This window comes from Enterobacter sp. MGH 24 (genome assembly GCF_000493015.1).
Taxonomy (GTDB): Bacteria; Pseudomonadota; Gammaproteobacteria; order Enterobacterales; family Enterobacteriaceae; genus Enterobacter.
Genome location: NZ_KI535657.1, coordinates 4,501,311 through 4,524,242, shown reverse-complemented (window position 1 = coordinate 4,524,242; position 22,932 = coordinate 4,501,311). Strand labels below are relative to the sequence as shown.

22 protein-coding genes and 1 riboswitch are annotated in these 22,932 nt (G+C 54.5%); of the genes, 10 read left to right on the top strand and 12 right to left on the bottom strand.

The features are described 5' to 3' along the window. Positions 1-124: 124 nt before the first annotated feature. Positions 125-1,234, top strand: coding sequence for an iron-sulfur cluster carrier protein ApbC (gene apbC, locus L370_RS00925; protein WP_023336318.1), 1,110 nt, complete (start codon positions 125-127; stop codon positions 1,232-1,234). Between the two features lie 95 nt (positions 1,235-1,329). Here the strand turns inward: apbC and L370_RS00930 are convergent, their stop codons facing one another. After that, the gene (locus L370_RS00930) at positions 1,330-1,785 is read right to left on the bottom strand and encodes a GNAT family N-acetyltransferase (RefSeq protein ID WP_023336317.1); all 456 of its coding nucleotides are present in this window, start codon (positions 1,783-1,785) and stop codon (positions 1,330-1,332) included. Beyond that, complete coding sequence (locus L370_RS00935) at positions 1,760-2,092, bottom strand: RcnB family protein (RefSeq protein ID WP_023336316.1); 333 nt, start codon at positions 2,090-2,092, stop codon at positions 1,760-1,762. The genes L370_RS00930 and L370_RS00935 overlap by 26 nt, the downstream gene beginning before the upstream one ends. A gap of 477 nt (positions 2,093-2,569) precedes the next feature. Between L370_RS00935 and L370_RS00940 the strand changes: the two genes are divergently transcribed. The 4 genes from L370_RS00940 (at position 2,570) to L370_RS00955 (ending at position 6,930) form a co-directional block, all read left to right on the top strand. Further along, the gene (locus L370_RS00940; RefSeq protein WP_023336315.1) at positions 2,570-3,709 is read left to right on the top strand and encodes a polysaccharide export protein; all 1,140 of its coding nucleotides are present in this window, start codon (positions 2,570-2,572) and stop codon (positions 3,707-3,709) included. Further along, on the top strand, positions 3,709-4,158 hold the full coding sequence (locus L370_RS00945) for an arsenate reductase/protein-tyrosine-phosphatase family protein (RefSeq protein WP_023336314.1): 450 nt from the start codon (positions 3,709-3,711) through the stop codon (positions 4,156-4,158). Before L370_RS00940 ends, L370_RS00945 begins: the two co-directional genes overlap by 1 nt. Beyond that, on the top strand, positions 4,158-6,338 hold the full coding sequence (locus L370_RS00950) for a polysaccharide biosynthesis tyrosine autokinase (protein ID WP_023336313.1): 2,181 nt from the start codon (positions 4,158-4,160) through the stop codon (positions 6,336-6,338). Before L370_RS00945 ends, L370_RS00950 begins: the two co-directional genes overlap by 1 nt. A gap of 76 nt (positions 6,339-6,414) precedes the next feature. After that, on the top strand, positions 6,415-6,930 hold the full coding sequence (locus L370_RS00955; protein ID WP_023336312.1) for a protein disulfide oxidoreductase: 516 nt from the start codon (positions 6,415-6,417) through the stop codon (positions 6,928-6,930). 36 nt (positions 6,931-6,966) lie between these two features. On the opposite strand, the gene L370_RS00960 is transcribed toward L370_RS00955, so the two are convergent. The 5 genes from L370_RS00960 to L370_RS23755 all read right to left on the bottom strand — a co-directional run bounded on the left by L370_RS00960 (position 6,967) and on the right by L370_RS23755 (position 12,157). Then, positions 6,967-8,433 carry a pyridoxal phosphate-dependent decarboxylase family protein gene (locus L370_RS00960; RefSeq protein WP_023312433.1) on the bottom strand — a complete coding sequence of 489 codons (1,467 nt, stop codon included), beginning with the start codon at positions 8,431-8,433 and terminating at the stop codon, positions 6,967-6,969. Between the two features lie 18 nt (positions 8,434-8,451). Then, positions 8,452-9,828 carry a diaminobutyrate--2-oxoglutarate transaminase gene (locus tag L370_RS00965; protein WP_032666634.1) on the bottom strand — a complete coding sequence of 459 codons (1,377 nt, stop codon included), beginning with the start codon at positions 9,826-9,828 and terminating at the stop codon, positions 8,452-8,454. Positions 9,829-10,141: 313 nt separating this feature from the next. Beyond that, the gene (locus L370_RS00970; protein WP_023336310.1) at positions 10,142-10,579 is read right to left on the bottom strand and encodes a hypothetical protein; all 438 of its coding nucleotides are present in this window, start codon (positions 10,577-10,579) and stop codon (positions 10,142-10,144) included. A gap of 9 nt (positions 10,580-10,588) precedes the next feature. Then, positions 10,589-10,813 (bottom strand): hypothetical protein, encoded by a 225-nt coding sequence (locus tag L370_RS23535; protein WP_023336309.1) that lies wholly within the window; start codon positions 10,811-10,813, stop codon positions 10,589-10,591. Between the two features lie 180 nt (positions 10,814-10,993). Beyond that, entirely contained in the window at positions 10,994-12,157 is a 1,164-nt protein-coding gene (locus L370_RS23755) for a YadA C-terminal domain-containing protein (RefSeq protein ID WP_023336307.1), read from the bottom strand. A gap of 660 nt (positions 12,158-12,817) precedes the next feature. Then, positions 12,818-12,915, top strand: a riboswitch (TPP riboswitch). A gap of 35 nt (positions 12,916-12,950) precedes the next feature. On the opposite strand from L370_RS23755, the gene thiM reads away from it, so the two are divergent. From thiM to L370_RS00990, 3 genes are read left to right on the top strand one after another with little or no spacing between them, the layout of a single operon-like run. After that, the gene (gene thiM / locus L370_RS00980) at positions 12,951-13,721 is read left to right on the top strand and encodes a hydroxyethylthiazole kinase (RefSeq protein WP_023336306.1); all 771 of its coding nucleotides are present in this window, start codon (positions 12,951-12,953) and stop codon (positions 13,719-13,721) included. Then, positions 13,718-14,518 (top strand): bifunctional hydroxymethylpyrimidine kinase/phosphomethylpyrimidine kinase, encoded by an 801-nt coding sequence (thiD, locus tag L370_RS00985; RefSeq protein ID WP_023336305.1) that lies wholly within the window; start codon positions 13,718-13,720, stop codon positions 14,516-14,518. Before thiM ends, thiD begins: the two co-directional genes overlap by 4 nt. Positions 14,519-14,560: 42 nt before the next feature. Then, positions 14,561-15,307 carry a GntR family transcriptional regulator gene (locus tag L370_RS00990; RefSeq protein ID WP_023336304.1) on the top strand — a complete coding sequence of 249 codons (747 nt, stop codon included), beginning with the start codon at positions 14,561-14,563 and terminating at the stop codon, positions 15,305-15,307. Here the strand turns inward: L370_RS00990 and L370_RS00995 are convergent. The 3 genes from L370_RS00995 to L370_RS01005 are packed head-to-tail and all read right to left on the bottom strand — an operon-like array spanning position 15,281 to position 18,509. Continuing rightward, complete coding sequence (locus L370_RS00995; protein WP_023336303.1) at positions 15,281-16,234, bottom strand: PfkB family carbohydrate kinase; 954 nt, start codon at positions 16,232-16,234, stop codon at positions 15,281-15,283. The two genes, L370_RS00990 and L370_RS00995, sit on opposite strands and share 27 nt — an antisense overlap. Then, the gene (locus tag L370_RS01000) at positions 16,231-17,235 is read right to left on the bottom strand and encodes an ADP-ribosylglycohydrolase family protein (protein WP_023336302.1); all 1,005 of its coding nucleotides are present in this window, start codon (positions 17,233-17,235) and stop codon (positions 16,231-16,233) included. The genes L370_RS00995 and L370_RS01000 overlap by 4 nt, the downstream gene beginning before the upstream one ends. Next, complete coding sequence (locus L370_RS01005; protein WP_023336301.1) at positions 17,232-18,509, bottom strand: nucleoside permease; 1,278 nt, start codon at positions 18,507-18,509, stop codon at positions 17,232-17,234. The genes L370_RS01000 and L370_RS01005 overlap by 4 nt, the downstream gene beginning before the upstream one ends. A 249-nt stretch (positions 18,510-18,758) precedes the next feature. Here L370_RS01005 and fbaB point away from each other — a divergent pair, with 249 nt between their 5' ends. Next, positions 18,759-19,811 carry a class I fructose-bisphosphate aldolase gene (gene fbaB, locus L370_RS01010; RefSeq protein WP_023312424.1) on the top strand — a complete coding sequence of 351 codons (1,053 nt, stop codon included), beginning with the start codon at positions 18,759-18,761 and terminating at the stop codon, positions 19,809-19,811. Positions 19,812-19,864: 53 nt separating this feature from the next. Here fbaB and yegS read toward each other — a convergent pair whose 3' ends face one another. Then, positions 19,865-20,764, bottom strand: a complete 900-nt coding sequence (yegS, locus tag L370_RS01015) for a lipid kinase YegS (protein ID WP_023336300.1) — start codon at positions 20,762-20,764, stop codon at positions 19,865-19,867. Positions 20,765-20,905: 141 nt separating this feature from the next. Here yegS and L370_RS01020 point away from each other — a divergent pair, with 141 nt between their 5' ends. Beyond that, positions 20,906-21,406 (top strand): 2-thiouracil desulfurase family protein, encoded by a 501-nt coding sequence (locus tag L370_RS01020; RefSeq protein ID WP_023336299.1) that lies wholly within the window; start codon positions 20,906-20,908, stop codon positions 21,404-21,406. A 161-nt stretch (positions 21,407-21,567) separates the two neighbouring features. On the opposite strand, the gene yegQ is transcribed toward L370_RS01020, so the two are convergent. Continuing rightward, a complete protein-coding gene (yegQ, locus tag L370_RS01025) occupies positions 21,568-22,929 on the bottom strand; it encodes a prephenate-dependent tRNA uridine(34) hydroxylase TrhP (protein ID WP_023312421.1) in 1,362 nt (453 codons plus the stop codon). Positions 22,930-22,932 lie beyond the last annotated feature (3 nt).

The window sequence follows — 22,932 nt, the reverse complement described above, 5'->3', positions numbered from 1 at the left end:
TCTTTTAACTGTGAAAAGGGTTTTTGATATTACCAAAAGGGGCATTATTAAGTAAGCACAAACCACGGCCTTTCAGGTAAACTTGTTCATCTAAGGTCTTATTCACAAGAACAAAGGAGTCGGGATGAGTTCTCAATCCCAGGCCAAATCACCGGAAGCCTTACGAGCAATGGTCGCCGGGACGCTGGCTAACTTTCAGCATCCAACCCTGAAGCACAATCTCACTACGCTGAAAGCGTTACACCACGTTGCCTGGCTGGACGACACGCTGCACATTGAGCTGCAGATGCCGTTCGTCTGGACCAGCGCCTTTGACGCGCTGAAAGAGCAGACCAGCTCTGAGCTGCTGCGCATTACCGGTGCGAAGGCGATTGACTGGAAGCTGAGCCACAGCATCGCCACGCTGAAGCGCGTGAAAAACCAGCCTGGCGTGAACGGCGTGAAAAACATCATTGCCGTCAGCTCTGGCAAAGGCGGGGTGGGGAAATCCTCTACCGCAGTAAACCTGGCGCTCGCGCTGGCGGCGGAAGGGGCCAGGGTCGGTATTCTGGATGCGGATATCTACGGCCCGTCTATTCCGAACATGCTGGGCGCGGAAAACCAGCGGCCAACCTCGCCGGACGGCACTCACATGGCGCCAATTATGGCGCACGGCCTGGCGACCAACTCGATTGGTTATCTGGTGACCGACGATAACGCCATGGTCTGGCGCGGCCCGATGGCCAGCAAGGCGCTGCTGCAGATGCTGCAGGAGACGATGTGGCCGGATCTGGATTATCTGGTGCTGGATATGCCGCCGGGTACCGGTGATATTCAGCTGACGCTGGCGCAAAACATCCCGGTGACGGGAGCTGTCGTCGTGACCACGCCGCAGGATATTGCGCTGATCGACGCCAAAAAAGGCATCGTGATGTTCGAGAAGGTGGAAGTGCCGGTGCTCGGTATCGTCGAGAACATGAGCATGCATATCTGCAGCAACTGCGGTCACCACGAACCTATCTTTGGTACGGGTGGCGCAGAGAAACTGGCCGCGAAGTATCATACCCAGCTGCTGGGGCAGATGCCGCTGCACATTACCCTGCGTGAAGATCTGGACAGCGGAAAGCCGACGGTGGTCAGCCGTCCGGAGAGCGAATTTGCAGAAATGTATCGCCAGCTGGCGGGACGCGTTGCGGCGCAGCTCTACTGGCAGGGCGAAATCATCCCAGGGGAAATCGCGTTCCGCGCGGTGTAATTCCTCAGCTCCGAATTGCCGGGTGGCGCTTCGCTTACCCGGCCTACAAATGGCACTATCACGTAGGTCGGGTAAGGCGAAGCCGCCACCCGACTTTAACCCAACCGATAATGCATCAAATAATACTCTCCTTCAGGAGAATTACCCGTCGCCTCAATGTGCCAGCCGTGCCGCTGGTAAAACGCAATAGCCCGCGCATTCTTCACCAGACACTTAAGCGAACCCGTACTGGTAAATGTCTTCTGTACGTGTTCAAGCAACTCGTGCCCGACGCCCAGGCTTTGATACTGCGGATCGACAAACAGGTTGTGCAGGAAATTATCGTTCGCCCAGACGGAGGCAAACCCCAGGCGATGGCCGTTCTGAACAGCAACCCAAATCACTTCGTCGCGGGTTGCCGCGTCAAAGTCTTCCAACTGCCAGTCTGCACTCTCCAGCCATGGCCAGGCTTCGCGCCGGGCGTGGAGGTAGAGCGTGCGCAGGAAAGGGCGGTCACTTTCCTGCCAGGGGCGAATCAGAATTGCATTAGCGGTGATAGAAGATATCTCCATTGTAGGCTTTGTAGATCTTGCCATCAGCATCGCCAATCAGCACGTAGTTCTCACCCATGTAGGTCCAGTGGGTTCCGGCATCCGGGGCCGGCAGGTTACGCAGTTGGTATTGTTTGATGGTGTACTCCGGCGTTTGATACTGCGCCGGTGCCGTGTCGCCAATCTTGAATTTCGTAAAGTCAGCGATGAACTCTTGTTCTTCATAGGCCTTGATGCCAGATGGCGCAGCGGCCGTTTGCGGGGCTGCGAATGCGGATCCCGCCAGAGACAGTAATACACCCAGAAGCAGCAATTTACGCTTAGCCATTTTTTCTCCAGTGATATCGTTACAGATACTTTTCGTCTGCGGGTCGTGCAAAGCGGAGCAGACGGTCCATTTTAAGTATCAACGCAGGGTATGTTTGAAAAAAAATGTAACAAAAGTGGACGGTTTTGTGTAGTCGAATGGGGTGATATTTATCAACATGATGAATACTGCATTTGTTTTATATTTTTAATATTTATGATTTCATTAATCAATTCTGAAAATAACTTTCAACTCCAAAATTACACTGTTATGCGAATGCTTTCCCACTTAAGAACATTTAATATCGTCTTCGGGTGAAGCGCGCTTACTTCCGTTTTTTACAAGACTGTAGTTTTTTTAAGAGACCGAATGGGTTGCGTTTTATCATGCCAGAATTTCATATTGCAGAATAATAATTAATTAAATTTCATGGCTTTATGTTAAGTCTCTTTGCAAGCTTGACGATAAACACAACGTTAAAAAGACATATTTATATAAATGAAAACGACAACTGCATTTTCGCTGTTATTTCTTACTGTCAGTCAGTTGACAGGGTGTGTATTTTCCCCCGGCCAGACGTTGAGTGTATCCGGAAAAAAAGTCACTGCGGTGGAAGAAAACAATTATCAGCTTGATAAGCGCGTAGAAATTTTTCCTCTGACGCCGGGATTGATTGAAAAACTACGTCCAACCGTATCGAAATCTCAGGCAAATCCTAATCTGGATGAGCAGATCAAAAATTGGGAATACCGTATTGGCACAGGCGACATCCTTACGGTCACCGTGTGGGATCACCCAGAATTAACGACGCCCGCGGGACAATATCGTAGCGCAAGCGATGCCGGGAACTGGGTCAACGCCGATGGTACGCTCTTTTATCCCTACGTCGGTAAACTGCGGGTGGCGGGTAAAACGGTTTCACAGGTACGTGAAGAGATTACCGCTCGGCTGGATAAAGTCATTGAGAGCCCGCAGGTGGACGTCAGCATTGCCGCCTTCCGTTCCCAAAAAGCCTATGTTACCGGCGAGGTCGAAAAATCGGGCCAACAGCCCATAACCAATATTCCGCTGACGGTAATGGATGCGGTCAATGCCGCTGGCGGTCTTTCAGCGGATGCCGACTGGCGTAACGTCGTGCTGACGCATGATGGCCAGGACTCCCGTCTTTCGCTCTATGCGCTGATGCAGCATGGCGATTTGACCCAAAATAAGCTGCTTTATCCGGGCGATATCCTGTTTATTCCCCGGAATGATGCCCTGAAAGTGTTCGTGATGGGCGAGGTGGTTAAGCAAAGCACGCTTAAGATGGATCGTAGCGGCATGACGTTGGCCGAAGCCCTGGGGAATGCCGGGGGGCTTAACCAAAATATGGCCGATGCAACCGGCATTTTTGTTATTCGTCAGGTACCTCAAAAAGGCAACACGGGCAAAATTGCCAATATCTATCAACTGAATGCGGAAGATGCGTCAGCCATGGTGCTGGGGACGGAATTCCAGCTGGAACCCTATGACATTGTCTACGTCACCACGGCACCGTTATCACGCTGGAATCGCGTAATCACTCAACTGGTGCCTACCATTAGCGGCGTCCATGACCTGACTGAAACCGTTCGTTACATCAGATCGTGGCCACAGTAATGTTCAAGTCAATCTTAGTGGTCTGCACCGGCAATATTTGCCGTTCACCGATTGGTGAGCGGCTGTTGCGGCAGTTATTACCCGGCAAGCAGGTGACCTCGGCTGGTATTTTTGGACTGGAAGGTCACCCGGCGGATGCGGCTGCGCAGGCTGTCGCCTGGCGTCATGGTATTTCGCTGGAAGGGCATGTAGCCCGCAAGGTAACGCGAAGCCTGCTGCAAAAGTCCGATTTGATTCTGGTGATGGAGCCAGAACACCTCCGTTTCATTGCCACAATGTCCCCGGAGAACCGCGGTAAATCACTGCTCTTTGGACAATGGCTGGAAACCAGAGACATTCCCGACCCGTATCAAAAAAGTCGTGAAGCCTTCGAATATGTTTTCGAGCAATTGGGAAAAGCCAGTCAGGAATGGGCTCGTCGTTTGAGTCAACAAGGAATGAAGCAGTAATGTCGTCTTCTAAATCAGAAAAATATAGTGCTGCGACACCGCAGAATAATGAGCTCGATCTTCTTCAGTTACTTGCTGAGATGTTTGATCACTGGAAGATGATCGCATGTGTCACGCTCCTGCTCACAGTATGTGCGGGGATCTACGCATTCAGCGCCACGCCTGTTTATCAGGCTGATGCCCTGGTACAGATTGAAGCAAAACAGAATAACTCGCTGCTCAAGAACCTGGCCTCGCTCGGGTCCGATCTCTCGCCAGATGTCGCACCAGAACTTTTACTCCTTAAATCACGGATGATTCTGGGAGAGACCGTTGATCAATTAGGGTTGACGTACAACGTCAAGCGACGCGTGTTTCCTGTTATCGGACCTTTGTGGGAACACGTGCGGGGACATAAATCGGATAAAATAACGATTGGCGCGCTGACTATTCCCCTTCTGGAAGGGAAGCCACAAACGCTTTTACTCACCGTACAGGAGCAAGGGCGGTATCGTCTCAAGGGAAAAACGCTTGAGGCAGACGGCGTTGTGGGGAAAACGCTGGTTAAAGATGGCATATCGCTTCTGGTGACAGCCCTCATCGCGGAGCCAGGTACCCAGTTTACCCTCGACACCGTCACCAGGCTTGACGCGATCAACGCCATTCAGAACAGGCTTACGGTTGCTGAGTCGGCGAAACAGAGCGGTATGATCGCATTAACGTTAACGGGTAAAGACCCCGACAAGATCGCCACGGTGCTTAATACGATTGCTGAAAATTATCTCCGTCAGAATATTGCGCGCCAGGAAGCGAAAGATTCGCGCAGTCTCACGTTTTTACAGGATCAATTACCCAAGATCAGCCGGGAACTGGATGAAGCCGAAGCGCGACTGAATGCCTATAGAGAACAGCGCGATTCTGTCGATTTATCTCTCGAGGCGAAGTCAGTTCTTGATCAGGTGGTGAACGTGGAAAACCAGCTTAACGAGCTGACGTTCCGCGAAGCAGAGGTTTCCCAGCTTTTCAAAAAAGACCATCCCACCTACCGTGCTTTACGAGAGAAGAAACAAACGCTGGAGCGGGAGCGTGCGCGCCTGAATACCCGCGTCTCTTCCATGCCTTCCACGCAGCAGGAAATATTACGCCTGAGTCGTGACGTTGAATCCGGGCGTACCATATACCTGCAGTTGCTAACGCGTCAGCAGGAGCTGAATATCTCGCGCTCCAGCGCTATCGGGAACGTGCGGATTATTGATCCGGCTGTGACGCAGCCAGACCCAATTAAACCGCGCAAAGGGCTCATTATCGTATTCGCTATGCTGATGGGGTTAATGCTCTCTGCAGGAGCGGTTTTAGTGCGCTCAGCCTTTAAGCGGGGCATTACCTCGTCTGAACAGCTGGAAGTGCAGGGGATACCACTTCTGGCGACGCTCCCACGCTCGGTGTGGCTCTGGAAAAAAACGCACCTGCGCAGGAGAAACCTGTTTGCTTCCCACTGGAAGCACAGGACGTCAAACGTACCTTTTCTGCCCGTTGACCGTCCGGCAGATATGTTTGTCGAGGCGGTACGCGGGCTGCGCACCAGTCTGCATTTTACCATGATGGATGCCACAAACCGGATCGTCGTGGTGTCAGGCCCCACGCAGGATTGCGGAAAGACGCTGGTCAGTACTTCACTGGCGTCGATTGCCGCTCAGGCCGGACAGCGAGTGCTGTTTATTGATGCGGATATGCGCAAGGGTTATGTCCACAACGTTTTCAAACTGAGCAATCACCGGGGATTATCCTGCGTGCTCGAAGGAACCGTTGAGTGGCAGGAGGCGATTCAATGCTTCGAGAAACACGGTCTTGATATACTGACCTGCGGACCCCAACCTTCACATCCTCTTGAGCTGCTCATGAGCGAACGCTTCCGGGGGGTGATATCGCAGATTGAAAAGCAATATGACCTCGTAATTGTCGACACTCCGCCTGTGCTTGCCGTGACGGATGCCTTGCTGATAGCCAGAGCAGCTGCCACCACGCTGCTGGTCGCCCGCTTTGGTAAAACCAGCGTTAAAGAGGTCGAGACTAGCCTTAAGCGTATGGAACGGATGGGCGCGAAGGTGAATGGCGCGATCCTCAATGATATCGTGAAATCGGCTGCGCTCTATTACAACTCGGGATATAGCCATTACGACTACGGCTATACCCAGGAGTAAACGTGGCGCGACACTTCTTTACAGCGTGATGGCGTATTGCCCGTTAAGATGACCTTCGTTGAAACATGAGGTCACAATGGATAACCGCAAAATCAGTCGACTGCGCCGCTGGGCGCGGGAAGGTATCATGCTCGTGCTGCTGACGCTGGCCGTGGTGTGGGGAGTTGATCGGTATCGAAAACCGACACTCCCCGCCAGTTTTAGTGCAACGCCGATGACGAGCATCGACGGCAACATCTACGATATCGCGGCGCTCAGCCAGGAACGCCCGCTGCTGATCTACGTCTGGGCGACCTGGTGCAGCATTTGCCGCTACACGACGCCTTCGGTTAATCAACTGGCAGAAGAGGGCGGGAACGTGGTGAGTATTGCCATGCGTTCCGGTGATAATGCGAAGCTTGCGCGCTGGGTCGAAAAGAAACAGCTGAAAATGCCGGTGATAAACGATGAAAACGGTGCGTTGTCGCAGCAGTGGCAGGTGAGCGTCACGCCAACGCTGGTCATTGTGTCACAGGGGAAAGTGGTCAGTACCACGACGGGCTGGACGAGTTACTGGGGATTAAAATTAAGGATGTGGTGGGCAGGCGTATAAAAAGAACCCCTCTCCCGACGGAAGAGGGGGGCTGTATTACTTAGCCAGAACTTCCTGCGCGGTGCGCTCAACCAGAGACAGCAGGATTTTAATATCTTCCAGCGTCACGGTTGGGTTCAGCAGCGTCAGCTTCAGGCAGGTGACGCCGTTATGCTCGGTCACGCCGACGTTCGCGCGGCCGGATTCCAGCAGCGCATCACCAATTTTCTGGTTCAGCAGGGCGATGCCTGCGTCATCCATCTGCACCTGTCCGCGGAAGCGGAACAGAACGCTTGCCAGCTGCGGCTGCATAACCAGTTCCAGAGCAGGCTGCTCTTTCACATAGGCCGCCACCTGCTGTGCCAGCGTTACGCCGTGATCGATGATCGCTGCGTACTGCTCCTGACCCAGCGCTTCCAGGCTCATCCACAGCTTCAGCGCGTCGAAACGACGGGTGGTCTGAAGAGATTTAGACACCAGGTTTGGCACGCCCGCTTCTTCGTCGAACTCAGAGTTCAGATAGGCCGCCTGATAGCGCATCAGCTCATAGTGGCGCGCTTCTTTCAGCAGGAACGCGCCGCAGCTGATGGTCTGGAAGAACTGCTTGTGGAAGTCCAGGGTGACGGAATCCACCAGCTCGATGCCGTCCAGGTAGTGACGATACTGCTCAGACATCAGCAGCGCGCCGCCCCAGGCCGCATCAACGTGTACCCAGATGTTCTGCTTCGCGGCCAGCTCTGCAATCGCACGCAGCGGGTCGATAGCACCGGCATCGGTGGTTCCTGCCGTCGCGACGATCGCCAGAATCTGCTCGCCGTTCGCATTGCACTGTTCAATTTTCGCCGCCAGATCGGTCAGATCCATGCGGGAGAATTCGTCCGTTTTCACCTGCACCACGGACTGGTAGCCCAGACCCATCAGCGCCATATTTTTCTGCACGGAGAAGTGGGCGTTTTCGGAGCACAGTACGCGGATTTTACGCAGATCGCCCACCAGGCCGTCCTGCTGAACGGAGTGACCCTGACGCGCAAAGAACGCATCGCGCGCCAGCATCAGGCCCATCAGGTTGCTCTGGGTACCGCCGCTGGTGAAGACACCGGCGTCGCCGGCCTGATAACCCACGCGAGTACGCAGCCACTCAATCAGTTTGATCTCGATAATGGTTGCGGACGGGCTTTGATCCCAGGAGTCCATGCTCTGGTTAGTGGCGTTAATCAGCACTTCCGCCGCCTGGCTTACGACCAGGCTTGGGCAGTGCAGGTGCGCCACGCACTGCGGGTGATGAACGGACAAGCTGTCTTTCAGGAAGAACTCCACGGCGCGTTCAATCGCCGCTTCGTTGCCCAGCCCTTTCGGGTTGAAATCCAGCTTAATACGGTCACGCAGTTCCGCGACCGTTTTGCCCTGGTACATCTCAGGCTGTTTCAGCCACTGCATCACAGCCTGAGTGCTTTGTTCAATCGCCTGCTGATAAGCTTCAATGCTCTGCGCAGAGGAGAACAAAATTGGGTTTGAATCAGACATCGTAATCAATAACTCCGGTTACGCCGGGCGAACGCCCGCAGCAAGCAGTGACTGCTCAAATTTATCCAGGAAGATTTTCAGCTCTTCGTCGCTGATCAGCAGAGACGGCAGCAGACGCAGAACGATACCGTTACGGCCACCGCGCTCCAGAATCAGACCGGCTTCGAAGCACTTCTTCTGAATCAGTGCAGACAGCTCGCCGTCGCCCGGGAAGCAGCCCATGTGGTCAGCGGCTTCGTGTGGCTTAACGATCTCAATACCGATCATCATGCCCAGACCGCGCACGTGGCCGATGACCGGATAACGTTTCGCCATCTCTTTCAGCTGGCCTTTCAGCCATTCGCCCTGTGCAGCCACTTTGCCTGCGATGTTCTGGTCTTTCAGGATTTTCAGCGTCGTCAGACCGGTTGCCATCGCCAGCTGGTTGCCGCGGAAGGTACCGGTGTGGTGACCTGGCGCCCATGCATCGAACTGCTTTTTGATACCGAGCACGGCCAGCGGCAGACCACCACCCACTGCTTTAGACATCACGATGATGTCTGGCTCAATGCCAGCGTGTTCGAAGGCGAAGAATTTACCTGTACGGGCAAAGCCAGCCTGAACTTCGTCGAGGATCAGCAGAATGCCGTGTTCCTGAGTCACTTTACGGATGCGCTGCAGCCACTCAGCCGGAGCCGGGTTCACGCCGCCTTCGCCCTGAACCGCTTCCAGGATCACCGCAGCAGGCTTACGCACGCCGCTTTCAACGTCGTTGATCAGGTTATCGAAGTAGTAAGTCAGCGCTTTCACGCCCGCTTCACCACCGATACCCAGCGGGCAACGGTACTCGTGAGGGTAAGGCATGAACTGGACTTCTGGCATCATGCCGTCAACCGCTTCTTTCGGTGACAGGTTGCCGGTCACGGACAGCGCGCCGTGGGTCATGCCGTGGTAGCCACCAGAGAAGCTGATGATACCGCTACGACCGGTCACTTTTTTCGCCAGCTTCAGCGCCGCTTCAACGGCGTCAGCACCGGATGGACCGGTGAACTGCAGGCAGTACTCTTTGCCCTGACCAGGCAGTAGAGAGAGCAGGTATTCGGAAAACGCGTCTTTCAGAGGCGTAGTCAGATCCAGAGTATGTAACGGCAAGCCGCTGGTAATGACATTTTGGATGCTTTTCAGCACATCAGGATGGTTATGGCCAAGCGCAAGAGTCCCTGCGCCTGCTAAACAGTCAAGGTATTCTTTATTATCTGCATCGGTGATCCACACGCCTTCTGCTTTAGTGATGGCTAAAGGCAGTTTGCGCGGATAACTCCTGACGTTAGATTCAAACTCGGCCTGACGGGCCAGATAGGTTTCGTTGCTTTTGTGGGCATCTACGGTGTCAATACGGACTTTATCCGTCATCATATCACTCCTACAACCGCCGCTTCGTTATGAGCCACGATTGAATAAAAAGTTAAAAAACAGATGGGGGCCTGAAAAAAACGCCGCCAATATAGAGCCTTTTGCCACGGGGCTCAATGGTTAATTTGTTTACTGTTTTGTGACACGGGGCACAGGGGGAGGGTTATCCCCGTTTTCAGAAAGAAAGTTGCACTTTATGCACAATAAAAACAGCCGCTTATGATGGTTTTGTCAGAACTGTAAAAATAGAGAAAAGAGTGTGACAAATCGTGCTTTTCGCTGATGAAAAAGGAGGCGGATGGCCTCCTTGAACACGTTATTTCTGCCTGACCTGCAAAATGCCGTGGTCGCGGCCTTTCGTTTTATTCCAGGACGCATCGGTAATACCGTTCTCATCAAGGCTAAACGATATAACAAAGCCTTCGCCGTGAATCTCGTAAAAACCCGCATTCAGACGTTTTACGGTCGCTTTCTTACCGTTGAGGGTGGCGCTAAAAAAGCCGTTTGAAATCGTGGCATTAACCGTATCAGATGAGAATGAGGCTTCACGCATCGGATCGTGAACGGTTTTCGTTTGTTCGTGTTGCGCCGCGTTTTCCGCTTTGGTTTTATTGATATCGCAAGAACCATCGCCATCGCTAATTTGGGTACATCCGGAACGCTCCAGCTGCGCGCGATAGTGCGCGTTAATGGCATGTGCCGGTGTCGCCGCGAGGGTGAACAACAGAGCAATCACTGTTAACTGTGCTTTCATCATTAAACCTTAGTTGTGGTGAGCATGTTTATGTGTATTTTCTGTCGCTCTTGCCGCATTCGCATAAGCGGCAGAGAGCGAAGCGTTATTAATGCCTTGTTGTCTTTGCTGTTCGGACAAATAGCACGTGTCATAGCTTACGCCTTTCGCCGTGCAGTTTGCGATGCGCTGATCGGGCGATACGCACCCCGCAAGTATAAATATACCCGCCACGGTAATAATTAATTTTTTCATTTTAACCCTTATAGACTACACAGATAATAGGATACATACATCGCGCCTATCCAAATTCCGACGCCAGTTAGCATCAGGTACAGCATGGCTGAGATGAATATATATCTGGACATGTTTTTTGCTATCATCGCTATTCTCACCAGAGACGAGCGGGTTATATATGTAATAGTGGTGTTTTATTTAAAAACCCACTCCGATGCCTACTGAAGCACCCATATTATTGGCGGTATCATCAGAGAAACTCACTTTGCCGATGACATGTGGATTGAAGTTCACCGATGCGCCAACTGCAATAGCGCTTTCACCTTCATAAGTTGCACCACCGGCAGAGAACATGACGCGCTGATTGGTTTGCACCTGGGGTAAACCTGCCATTGCCATCGCGCCTGAAATACCGGCGTTGGCTTGTTTTTTATTATCATCTACTTCATCACGCAATGATCTAAACTGCTGGTTTGTATTGTTATTCATGGCCTGGAGTGTCTGTCTGGTTGTCTGCAGTTCCTGAACGGTGGCGGTAATCGCCTGGCTATTATTAGCGACTTTAGTTTGTGTTGCTGTATCAATCTGCATGCGTGTCACCGTGGTTGACGTGCCGTCTTTACCATTATGACCATTCACGCCGTTGCGGCCTTTCATTCCCGCTACGCCTTGTGCCCCCGTCGCGCCGGTTTCTCCTTTATCACCTTTCGCTCCTTTTTTTCCATCTACGCCGTCAACAGGTTTTGGCGCATTCTCTAAAATCGCGGTAAGACGTTGTGCGTCGGTGACGTTGCTATCAAGGTGAGAACCAATTAAAGCGATATTGTTATATTTCGGTGTGGGTACGCTCTGCGGTTTAATTGACGGTGTAAGATTAACAAGCGGGGTGACCGTGTGTACGGGGATAATGTAGGGCAGTTTCATGGGAGCATTCGTAATGTGATGCTCATTGGTTGGATGTTGCGACCCATTCAATTTCTGTGGAATCTGTTGCGGAGGTAATACCGGCTTTTTCTGAGCGGGATTCAGATTAGTCATAGAAACAACAGGCGTGGATGTCTGCGTTGGCTTTGGAACAGGAACAATTGACGCCTGCTGAATCTCTGTAATTCGAGCACCCGCATTTTTTATTATGTCCAGGGCCTTATCAGAAATAGCCTGATCTTGCGGTGTATAATGAGCGCGATCGAGGTTAAATTTCTGAATGTTAAGTTTATACAGGCTATTCGCGGCATTCGCCTCATCCCTGATATGCTGAATAGCGTCTGACTTTTCTTGTATCGAAAAGTAAGTGGTAGCAAATACAGAACCAGAGATAGCGCAAAGAGTGATTGACGCTACAGCCGTTTTAATAAATTTCATTTGAAAGTTCTCATCATTAAATCAATAAATAAAAAAGATAAAGGTCAGATCGCTATCCTGGCGGGATGATATAAATTCTTGTTATATCTGGATTCATTTAACGTTAACCCTGAGGTTTTGGTTAGGGGACTTATTTCGTAACGTGCAGCAACTATCTATCAATGTGAAATTTTGATTATTGATCTAAATCATAAACAGCATGAATAGCTAAAACGACTCGCCACAGTGATTATGGAAAAATATTCATAAATTACAATGATATATAAAAACAAAAAGGCGAGGTTGCAAAAAGGGTTAAAAACGCCAATCCATAAATTTTATTTAAGTGTTTTGACCTGAAATTATGGAAAATACACAAAATAGTTAATATAAATTGATAGATATTTCTTAGTTCTTTATTTACGAATCTTTTTCAGGTTTTGAATGAAGGTTTTTTTCGGCTATTCATCGTCTAAGTTAATTTGGAAAAAATATTTAGGTTGCAGATTTAAGCGAGATAGCGTTCAGGCCAGATTGCAATAAAAATGAGTAAGTGGATTGTTAGATAAAAGGTAAAAATAAGTAGGTAAATCTGTATCATCGAAACCCCTTGCGCATGGCCTGCGGGCGCGGTTACACTAAATATTGACAATGAGTTTGAGTAACTCACTGTTTTATAAGTATTTTGACTCGGGGTGCCCTTCTTCATTGAAGGCTGAGAAATACCCGTATTACCTGATCTGGATAATGCCAGCGTAGGGAAGTCAGATGCCTTCCCGGTCATCGCTTCTTCACGCAAGGCAGGAGCGAACCCATGCAGCCTGACCTGCTCGATTTACACGTTTTACACCACTTCCGAACCCGTTCTCCGCTAACCCACTGTATGACCAACGATGTCGTGCAGACCTTTACGGCCAACGTTTTGCTGGCGCTTGGCGCATCACCCGCGATGGTGATTGAGGCCGAAGAGGCTGAACAGTTTGCCGCGGTAGCCGATGCGCTGCTGATTAACGTTGGCACGCTGACCTCGCCGCGTGCTCAGGCGATGCGTCGGGCAATAGAAAGCACGGTGGCGGCAGGCAAGCCCTGGACGCTGGACCCGGTTGCCGTCGGCGCCCTGACGTTCCGCACCCGCTTTTGCCATCAAATTCTTGCCCTGAAACCGGCCGCCATTCGCGGCAATGCCTCTGAAATTCTTGCCCTTGCCGGAATGAGCGCGGGCGGGCGCGGCGTTGATACAACCGATACCGCAGCCAGCGCGGTGCCCGCCGCACAGGCGCTGGCTCGCCAGACCCATGCCGTTGTGGTCGTCACCGGCGAGGTGGATTACATCACTGACGGGCAACGCACCCGCACGGTTACGGGCGGCGATCCGCTGATGACGCGCGTAGTGGGAACCGGATGCGCGCTTTCTGCCGTTGTGGCGGCGAGCTGCTCGCTGCCGGGCGACCGGATGGATAACGTCGCTGCCGCCTGCGGATGGATGAAGCGGGCCGGAACGGTCGCCGTTGCGCAGTCACGTGGGCCTGGCAGTTTTGCCAGCGCGTTTCTGGATGCGCTCTATTCGCTGGAGGAGCAGGCATGAAGCGGATTAACGCCCTGACCATTGCCGGCACCGATCCTAGCGGCGGCGCAGGGATCCAGGCTGACCTCAAAACCTTCTCGGCCCTTGGCGCGTACGGCTGCTCGGTCATTACCGCGCTGGTGGCGCAAAACACGCGTGGCGTACAGTCGGTCTATCGTATCGAACCTGATTTTGTCGCCGCGCAGCTGGATTCGGTGTTCAGCGACGTGCGTATTGATACCACCAAGATCGGCATGCTGGCCGAGACGGACATTGTGGAAGCGGTGGCCGAGCGGCTTAAACGCTATCAGGTGCAAAACGTGGTGCTGGATACCGTCATGCTGGCAAAAAGCGGTGACCCGCTGCTCTCTGCCTCCGCCGTCGAGACGCTGCGCACAAAGCTGTTGCCGCAGGTGGCGCTTATCACGCCCAATCTGCCGGAAGCCGCCGCGCTGTTAGGCACACCGCATGCGCAAACTGAACGCGAGATGAAAGCGCAGGGGAACGCGCTGCTGGCAATGGGCTGCGGCGCGGTGCTGATGAAGGGCGGTCATCTTGACGATGCTGAAAGTCCGGACTGGCTCTTTACCCGCGATGGTGAAGTACGTTTTACCGCGCCGCGCGTGCAGACCAAAAACACCCACGGTACGGGCTGTACACTCTCAGCCGCGCTGGCGGCGCTGCGTCCACGGCATGAAAGCTGGGCCGATACGGTGCGCGAAGCGAAAACCTGGCTCTCGGCGGCGCTGGCAAAAGCGGATAGTCTGGAGGTCGGTCACGGTATTGGGCCGGTTCACCATTTTCATGCATGGTGGTAGGCCTTATACTGGCAGGACACACCACGCCTGAGAAAAACAGAGATGGAACAAGCGCATACCCGGTTAATCGCCCAACTGAATGAACGGATCGCCGCGCCTGACAACACGCCGCTATACCTGAAATTTGCCGAAACGGTAAAAAATGCGGTGCGAAGCGGCATGTTAGAGCACGGGAATATTTTGCCCGGCGAGCGCGATCTGAGCCAGTTAACCGGGGTGTCGCGCATCACCGTGCGAAAAGCGATGCAGGCGCTGGAGGAAGAGGGCGTGGTGACGCGTTCCCGTGGTTATGGCACGCAAATCAACAACATCTTTGAATATTCGCTGAAAGAGGCGCGCGGCTTTTCCCAGCAGGTGGTGTTGCGCGGTCAAAAGCCGAATACGCTATGGTTCAACAAGCGGGTAGTGAAGTGCCCGGAAGAGGTCGCAAACCACCTGTCGATCCCTCCGGACAGCGAGGTCTTTTTGCTAAAGCGCATTCGCTATGTGGATGACGATGCGGTGTCGATTGAAGAGTCCTGGGTGCCGGTCGGGCTCATTCCCGATCCGGATGCGATCGGCATTTCGCTCTACGATTACTTCCGCAGTCAGAATATTTTCCCGCAGCGCACCCGCTCACGGGTTAGTGCCCGCATGCCGGACAGCGAATTTCAGGCGCACATTAAGATGGACGAAAAAATACCGGTGCTGGTGATCAAGCAGATCGCGCTTGACCAACAGCACCGGCCGATTGAGTACAGCATCAGCTACTGTCGCAGCGATCTATACGTCTTTGTGTGCGAGGAGTAGCGCCTCGCGAGTAGGGGCGCAATCCCCGCCGCGGTGGCTGACCACCCAGGACGCCACGGCATTCCCCAGCAGAACGGCGTCTGCCAGCGACCATCCCGCCGCCAGCCCGGCAAGCGTGCCGCCCGCGTGGCTGTCGCCTGCGCCAATGGTGTCCACAACCGTCGCCGGGAACGCCGGAACAACGCCCGAGACGTCACCGTCATACCACGCGGCGCCGTCTTTATCATGCCGCACAATCAGCGCGGCACCGAAGCGATGCTGCCACTCTGCATCCAGGTTTTCAGCCGCTACACCCAGGCGTTCGGCTGCGATCTCCGCTTCCTGACGATTCAGCGACACGATCGGCCTGCAGGCCATGATCCGCGCCATCAGCGCGTCGGGGATATCCGCGATGCGAGGGCCGAAATCGATAAACGCCGTCACGTCCCGCAACCCTTCCAGCCAGCCCGTCAGCAGCTCGCCGCACGGCGAGGCCAGCTGGTAGCCGGATAAGTAGACCAGGCTGTTCGACGGGATGTTAAGCACATCGAGCCAGCGCTGCTGCCACTGGTTCTCCACGCCGCTAAAGGACATAAAGGTGCGCTCTCCGTCTGGCTCCACCAGCGCCAGGCACCAGCCGTTGTCGCCGGTTTCGGCCTCGATGGCGCTGTGCAGATCCTGCTTCGCCATGGCGTTGCGGATGATGTCCGCCCATACCCCGTGGCCGACGGGCAGGGCGTTTTGCGCCGTAATGCCGAGCCGCTTCAGGGCGATTGCGATATTCAGCGCGCAGCCGCCAATATTCACGCCCTGCTGTTTGAGCTCGATATCGCACCCGCGCCAGGGCAGGGCGTAGGCGTCGGCGATCACGTCAATCACCGCCGCGCCCAGCACCGTCACCGGGCGCGCGGCGTGCAGGGTGTCGAGACGTTGGGCAAATGAATTCATAGGCCCTCCCTTTGCTCCCGGTAGTGCAGCAGTTTCTCGCAGTAGCGGCCGAAATCGAGCCGGTTGACGGCGTCGAGTTCGGCTTTGAGCGCCGGGTCAATGGCCTGCACGCCGTGGAGCGCGCCGCAGATGGCCGTCGCCATTGCGCCAATGGTGTCCGTATCGCCGCCCAGGTTAGCGCATAAAATGGCGCAGCGGTTCGGGTCGGTTCCCGCCAGCTCGACCATTGCGATCGCCGCCGGAACGGACTCAATGGTGCTGGTTCCTGCGCCAACAAGCTGATAAATCTGCTCGCTGGCGGAGTCGATACCGTTGGCTTCCCGTACTGTCTTCAGCGCCAGCTCAATACGTGCCGCCAGCGACGCGCTGAAAGTGGTGGTTTTCGCCTCCTGCGCATAGCGGGCGATCCCCGGCAGCGCATCGACGATGTTTTGCCAGCTTTCCCCGTCGATAGCGCGGGAAACCGCCCAGGCAATCACCACCGCACCGGCAATGGCGAGGTCCGATTTATGGGTCGGGCTGGAGGCCAGCGCGACCTGCTCAACAAAGTTTTCCAGACGCGTGGCCGGGAGCAGGCAGCCCAGCGGGGAGGCGCGCATTGCCGCCCCGTTGGTCACGCCGTTGTTGTCCAGTTCGCTCACCGGCTTGCCGTCGCGAATCGCGTTAAGCGCGATTTTCGAGGTCGGGCCGAGCACGTTCTTATTAAACGCGTCGAAATCGAGCGCCCAGCGCAGAATATGCTTGCCGATAACGTCCGCGTTGATGTCTCCCTCACACTCGATAATCGCATCCGCCAGGCACAGCGCCATTGAGGTATCGTCGGTGAACTCGGCCTGTTTGAAATAGCAGGCCGCATTATTCTCTGCCGGGCCGGGTAAAAAGCGGTCGATCCAGCCGAAGTGAGCTTTGACGCGCTTTCTCGGCCACAGCTCCGACGGCATGCCCATCGCATCCCCTAACGCCTGCCCGTAAAGAGCACCGAGAACACGTTCTTGTTTCATTTAACTTCCCCTTGTGTCAGCGCGGCATCGCCATCAACCACCTCAATTGCGGCGATCTCTTTATCCGATTCGCGGAAAAACAGCATAAACAGCACGGCAATCACGGCAATCATGATTGCACCAAACGCCCACATTCCGGCCCAGTTGAAGGTCAGCCCATTCACCGGCTCTTTGTATGCGAACATTTTTTCCATCATCACGCCGCCCAGGCGGTAGCCCAGCAGGCTACCAAAGCCCTGACAGCAGAGCGTAATCAGGCCCTGCGCGGCGGTGCGCATGTGCACCGGCGCTTTTTTATCCACGTAGATGTACGCCGTGACGTAGTAGAAGTCGTAGCTCACGCCGTGCAGCAGAATGCCGAGGAACAGCAGGGCGTAGGTGAAGTACTGTTCCGCTCCGCCGTAAACGAAGAACCCGTAGCGGATGGCGGCGGTGAGCAGACCCAGCAGTAAGACCTTCTTAATACCAAAGCGTTTGGTAAAGAACGGCAGGGCGAGCATAAAGAAGATCTCGGAGAACTGGCCGAGCGTCATCCAGCCGGTGGCGTTTTTCATCCCCACTTCAGTGAGATAGCCGTTGGCAAAGATGTAATAGAAGGCCAGCGGCATGGCGAACAGGAACGAGCAGAAGAAGAACACCAGGAAGTTTTTGTCGCGCAGCAGGATCAGCGCGTCCAGCCCCAGCATCACTTTGATATCCAGCTTGCCGGTGCTCTTCGGCGGCGTATTCGGCAGGAACAGGGCAAACACGCCGAGCAGGGCGGAGCTGGCTGCGGTCATCAGCAGCGGGATATTGGTATCGGAAATATCGCTGTAGCCCAGCATCTGCGGCAGGAAGCCGCACGCCAGCCCGGAGGCGATCCAGCCGATGGTGCCCATCACGCGGATGCGCGGGAAATCGGCCTCGACGTCGTCCACGTTGGCAAAGGCGATACTGTTGGTCAGCGCGATGGTTGGCATATAGGTCAGGGAGTAAACCAGCAGCAGCGGGAAGAAGGTGCTGAACTGGGTTTGCTGTGCGGCGAAGTACATCAGAATGGCACCGGCGAACATCAGCACCGCCAGCACTTTCTGGGCGGCGAAGAAGCGGTCCGTCAGCGAGCCGACCAGAATCGGGGAGAGGATCGCGGCAATGGCGGTACAGGCATAAGACCAGCCAATTTCCCCGGCGGTAAAACCGCTTTTGCTCAGCCACAGCCACAGCGGCACAAACCATGCGCCCCAGATAAACCATTCAACAAACATCATGAATGACAGTTGGACTTTCGTTTTCATTTTTTAATCCTGCATGTCAGAGAGGGTACGCCTTTAACATACCACTCAATAATACCTTTTAAATACCTTTGTGGCGATTGTTTGATCAATGTAACAGTTTTGTTGTACACGAATCGAGCCAGCAGATTGTGCTGAAAAAAATGCAAAGGGTGGAAAATCTGTTAAGTCGGTACCAGGCTTAGTCTGCCCATAAAAAATGGGACTGGATAAACACACACCGACACGACGTCGGACTTACGGGAGTATCACATGACTGATATTGCGCAGTTGCTTGGCAAAGACGCCGACAGCCTTTTACAGCATCGTTGTATGACCATTCCAGCCGACCAGCTGTATCTGCCTGGTCATGATTACGTTGACCGCGTGATGATCGATAACAACCGTCCGCCTGCGGTCCTGCGAAATATGCAGACGCTTTACAACACCGGGCGGCTTGGCGGCACCGGGTATCTCTCTATTCTGCCCGTAGACCAGGGCGTTGAGCACTCGGCGGGCGCCTCTTTTGCGGCGAATCCGCTCTACTTCGATCCGAAGAACATTGTTGAGCTGGCGATTGAAGCGGGCTGTAACTGCGTAGCCTCTACATACGGCGTGCTGGCTTCGGTTTCGCGTCGCTATGCTCACCGCATTCCGTTCCTCGTGAAGCTGAACCATAACGAAACCCTCAGCTACCCTACCGAGTATGACCAGACCCTCTACGCCAGCGTCGAGCAGGCGTTCAACATGGGCGCGGTGGCGGTAGGGGCGACGATTTACTTCGGCTCAGAACAGTCCCGTCGTCAGATTGAAGAGATCTCCGCGGCGTTTGAGCGCGCGCACGAGCTGGGCATGGTCACCGTGCTGTGGGCGTATCTGCGCAACAACGCGTTCAAGAAAGACGGCGTGGATTACCACGTGTCGGCCGACCTGACCGGGCAGGCGAACCACCTGGCGGCAACCATCGGCGCAGATATCGTGAAGCAGAAAATGGCCGAGAATAACGGCGGGTATAAAGCGGTGAACTTTGGCTATACCGATGACCGCGTTTACAGCAAGCTGACCAGCGATAACCCGATCGACCTGGTGCGCTACCAGCTGGCGAACTGCTACATGGGCCGCGCGGGGCTGATTAACTCCGGCGGCGCGGCGGGCGGGGATACCGACCTGTCAGACGCGGTGCGCACGGCGGTTATCAACAAACGCGCGGGCGGCATGGGGCTGATCCTTGGCCGTAAGGCGTTTAAGAAATCGATGGCCGACGGTGTGAAGCTGATCAATGCGGTTCAGGACGTCTATCTGGATAGCAAAGTAACGATTGCCTAACCTGAGTGCGAAACGTAGGCCGGGTAAGGCGTAGCCACCACCCGGCAATACAATCAGCGCAAAAGCACACAGTCCGGCGGCAGCCTGCACTGCAGCGCGCCGGGCAACACCTCAATGCGGAACTGCGTCCCGCTCAGCGGCTCTCCGTCGAGGTTAAACGTCATCCCGTGCGGGGCATTCACCTCAAACCATGCCGACTTTCCGGCGATGATATTCGGGCTCTCTTCCGGCTGCGTCAGCGTGGTAAACAGCGCGGGCAGCAGCCCATCGCCCGTGAATATACGCAGCTGTAGCTGACCGTCATTAATCAGCGCCTCCGGACACAGCTGCTGCCCGCCGCCTGCCTGGCGGCCATTGCCAATCCCAATCACCAGCGCGTCACCCTGCCACTGAAAATCCTCGCCGCGAATTTCGCAGCGGTCAGGCTTGAGGGTGTCCATGCGCATCAGGCCGTGGATCAGGTACGACACACCGCCCAGCGCCGCCTTCAGTTTTTCCGGCGTTTCGCTGGTGATGCGCGTGCCAAACCCGCCCGTCGCCATATTGATAAAACAGGTTTTATCATTCACCTGCGCAATATCCACAGCGGTGGCCTTGCCGAGGATCGCCAGCTGGAGCGCCTTCTCTAATTCCTCGGGGATCCCGGCGCTGGTGGCAAAATCATTGGCGGTGCCGAGCGGTAAAATACCCATCACCGGCCGGTTTGCCGGGGGCAGGTCGATAAGCGCTGACGCAATCTCATTGATGGTGCCATCGCCGCCGCCGGAAATAATGGTGCTGACGCCAAGTCCGAGGGCTTCATTGATATAGCGTGCCGCGTCGCCTTTTTCCCACGTCACCCTGACGTGAATGCGCGCGCCGTCGTCACGCAAACCCTGAATTGCCTGACGCAACGGATCGTTGCCTGCGCTTTTGCCATTGAGAATCAATAAACTGTCTGAATAGGTTGCCATCCGCGCTGCTCCCTTTTTTAGCGTTAGTAAGAGTGTATAGCAGAGAGGAAAAAAGCGGGTAAGAACAGGATGAAAGGAACAAAATATGCCCGAAAGCGCGTTACACTCCAGCGATGATAGTAACGTAATCACAGGAAAGTGATGATGAATAAAATTTTGGTAAGCGCGTGCCTGATGGGCTTTAAGGTTCGTTATAACGGAAGTGAAAAAGCGCGAATGAACGAGCAGCTCAAGCGCTGGCAGCAGGAACAGCGTCTGGTTATCCACTGCCCTGAACTTGCGGCCGGGATGCCTGTACCTCGTCCTCCGGCAGAGATTATCTCTGCTGATGGCAAAGACGTGATGCACGGACAAGCCAGAATCATTGAAAATACTGGGCAGGATGTGACTGAGCATTACCAGCTTGCAGCCTGGCTCGCGCTACGCACTGCTCAGGAGTCGGGGTGCAGCGCTGCATTGTTAACCGATGGCAGCCCAACGTGCGGCAGTCAGCTTATTTATGACGGATCTTTTGGCGGGATACATAAAGCGGGGAGGGGTGTTGCGGCATCGTTGCTTGCAGAGCATGGGATAGCCGTGTTCTCAGAGAGGCAAATTGACGAGCTTATTGCCTGGGTTGAGGTAAGAGAAGGCAAAAAATAAGCCCGCGTAAGGGAGATTACGCAGGCTAAGGAGGTGGTTCCTGGTACAGCTAGCATTTATGGGTTATGTTTTTCAGCGGGGGGATAATACCCGTATTGAACGAAGCGGTATGTGATCCGATTCTAAGAATTATCCCAGCGCGAAAAAATTTCCCTGATTGACTATTTGCCGTGCGGGTTTCGGGTGCTTTCACCGTTGAAGTTACGCATCAGCAGCGCGAACTTCAGCTCCACCTCTTCCGGTACCGGCAGCCAGACGGTATGACCGTCGCCCGGCGCCACGTCAATCGCCTCGCCTTTGCCGTTTTCCAGATGCTCCAGCGTGAAGTTCATGTTGCCCTGCGGGGTCATCAGCTCCAGGCTGTCGCCTTTGGTGAATTTGTTTTTCACCGCGACGGCTGCCAGCGCGCCTTTGCGCTCGCCGGTGAAGTCGCCGACAAACTGCTGGCGCTCGGAAACGGAGTAGCCGTGCTCGTAGTTCTGGTAGTCGTCATGGGTATGACGACGCAGGAAGCCCTCGGTATAGCCGCGGTGCGCCAGGCCTTCCAGAGTTTCCAGCAGGCTGGTATCGAACGGTTTACCGGCCGCCGCATCGTCGATGGCTTTGCGGTACACCTGCGCGGTACGCGCGCAGTAGTAATAGGATTTTGTGCGCCCTTCAATTTTCAGGGAGTGCACGCCCATCTGGGTCAGACGCTCAACGTGGGCGATGGCGCGCAGATCTTTCGAGTTCATGATGTAGGTGCCGTGCTCGTCTTCAAAGGCGGTCATGTACTCGCCCGGACGTTTGGCTTCTTCAATCATAAACACGCTGTCGGTTGGCGCGCCGATGCCCAGCGTCGGCTCGACGTTGGTGACCGGGATCGGCTCATGCTTGTGGACGATGTTGCCGACGTCATCCTCTTTGCCTTCCTGGACGTTATATTCCCAGCGGCAGGCGTTGGTGCAGGTGCCCTGGTTCGGGTCGCGCTTGTTGATATAGCCGGAGAGCAGGCAGCGACCTGAGTAGGCCATGCACAGCGCGCCGTGAACGAAGATTTCGATTTCCATATCCGGCACCTGGGTGCGGATCTCTTCGATCTCTTCGAGGGACAGTTCACGGGACAGAATGACGCGGGTCAGCCCCATCTGCTTCCAGAACTTGACCGTCGCCCAGTTGACGGCGTTAGCCTGTACGGAGAGGTGAATATCCATCTCCGGGAAATTCTCCCGAACCAGCATGATTAAACCCGGGTCCGACATGATCAGCGCGTCCGGGCCCATATCCACCACCGGCTTCAGGTCACGAATGAACGTTTTCAGCTTGGCGTTGTGCGGCGCGATGTTCACGACCACGTAGAATTTTTTGCCCAGGGCATGTGCTTCGTTGATGCCGAGCTGCAGGTTCTCGTGGTTGAATTCGTTGTTACGCACGCGCAGCGAGTAGCGGGGCTGGCCCGCGTAAACGGCGTCGGCACCATAGGCGAAAGCGTAACGCATATTTTGCAGCGTTCCCGCCGGGGAAAGGAGTTCCGGTTTAAACATGTT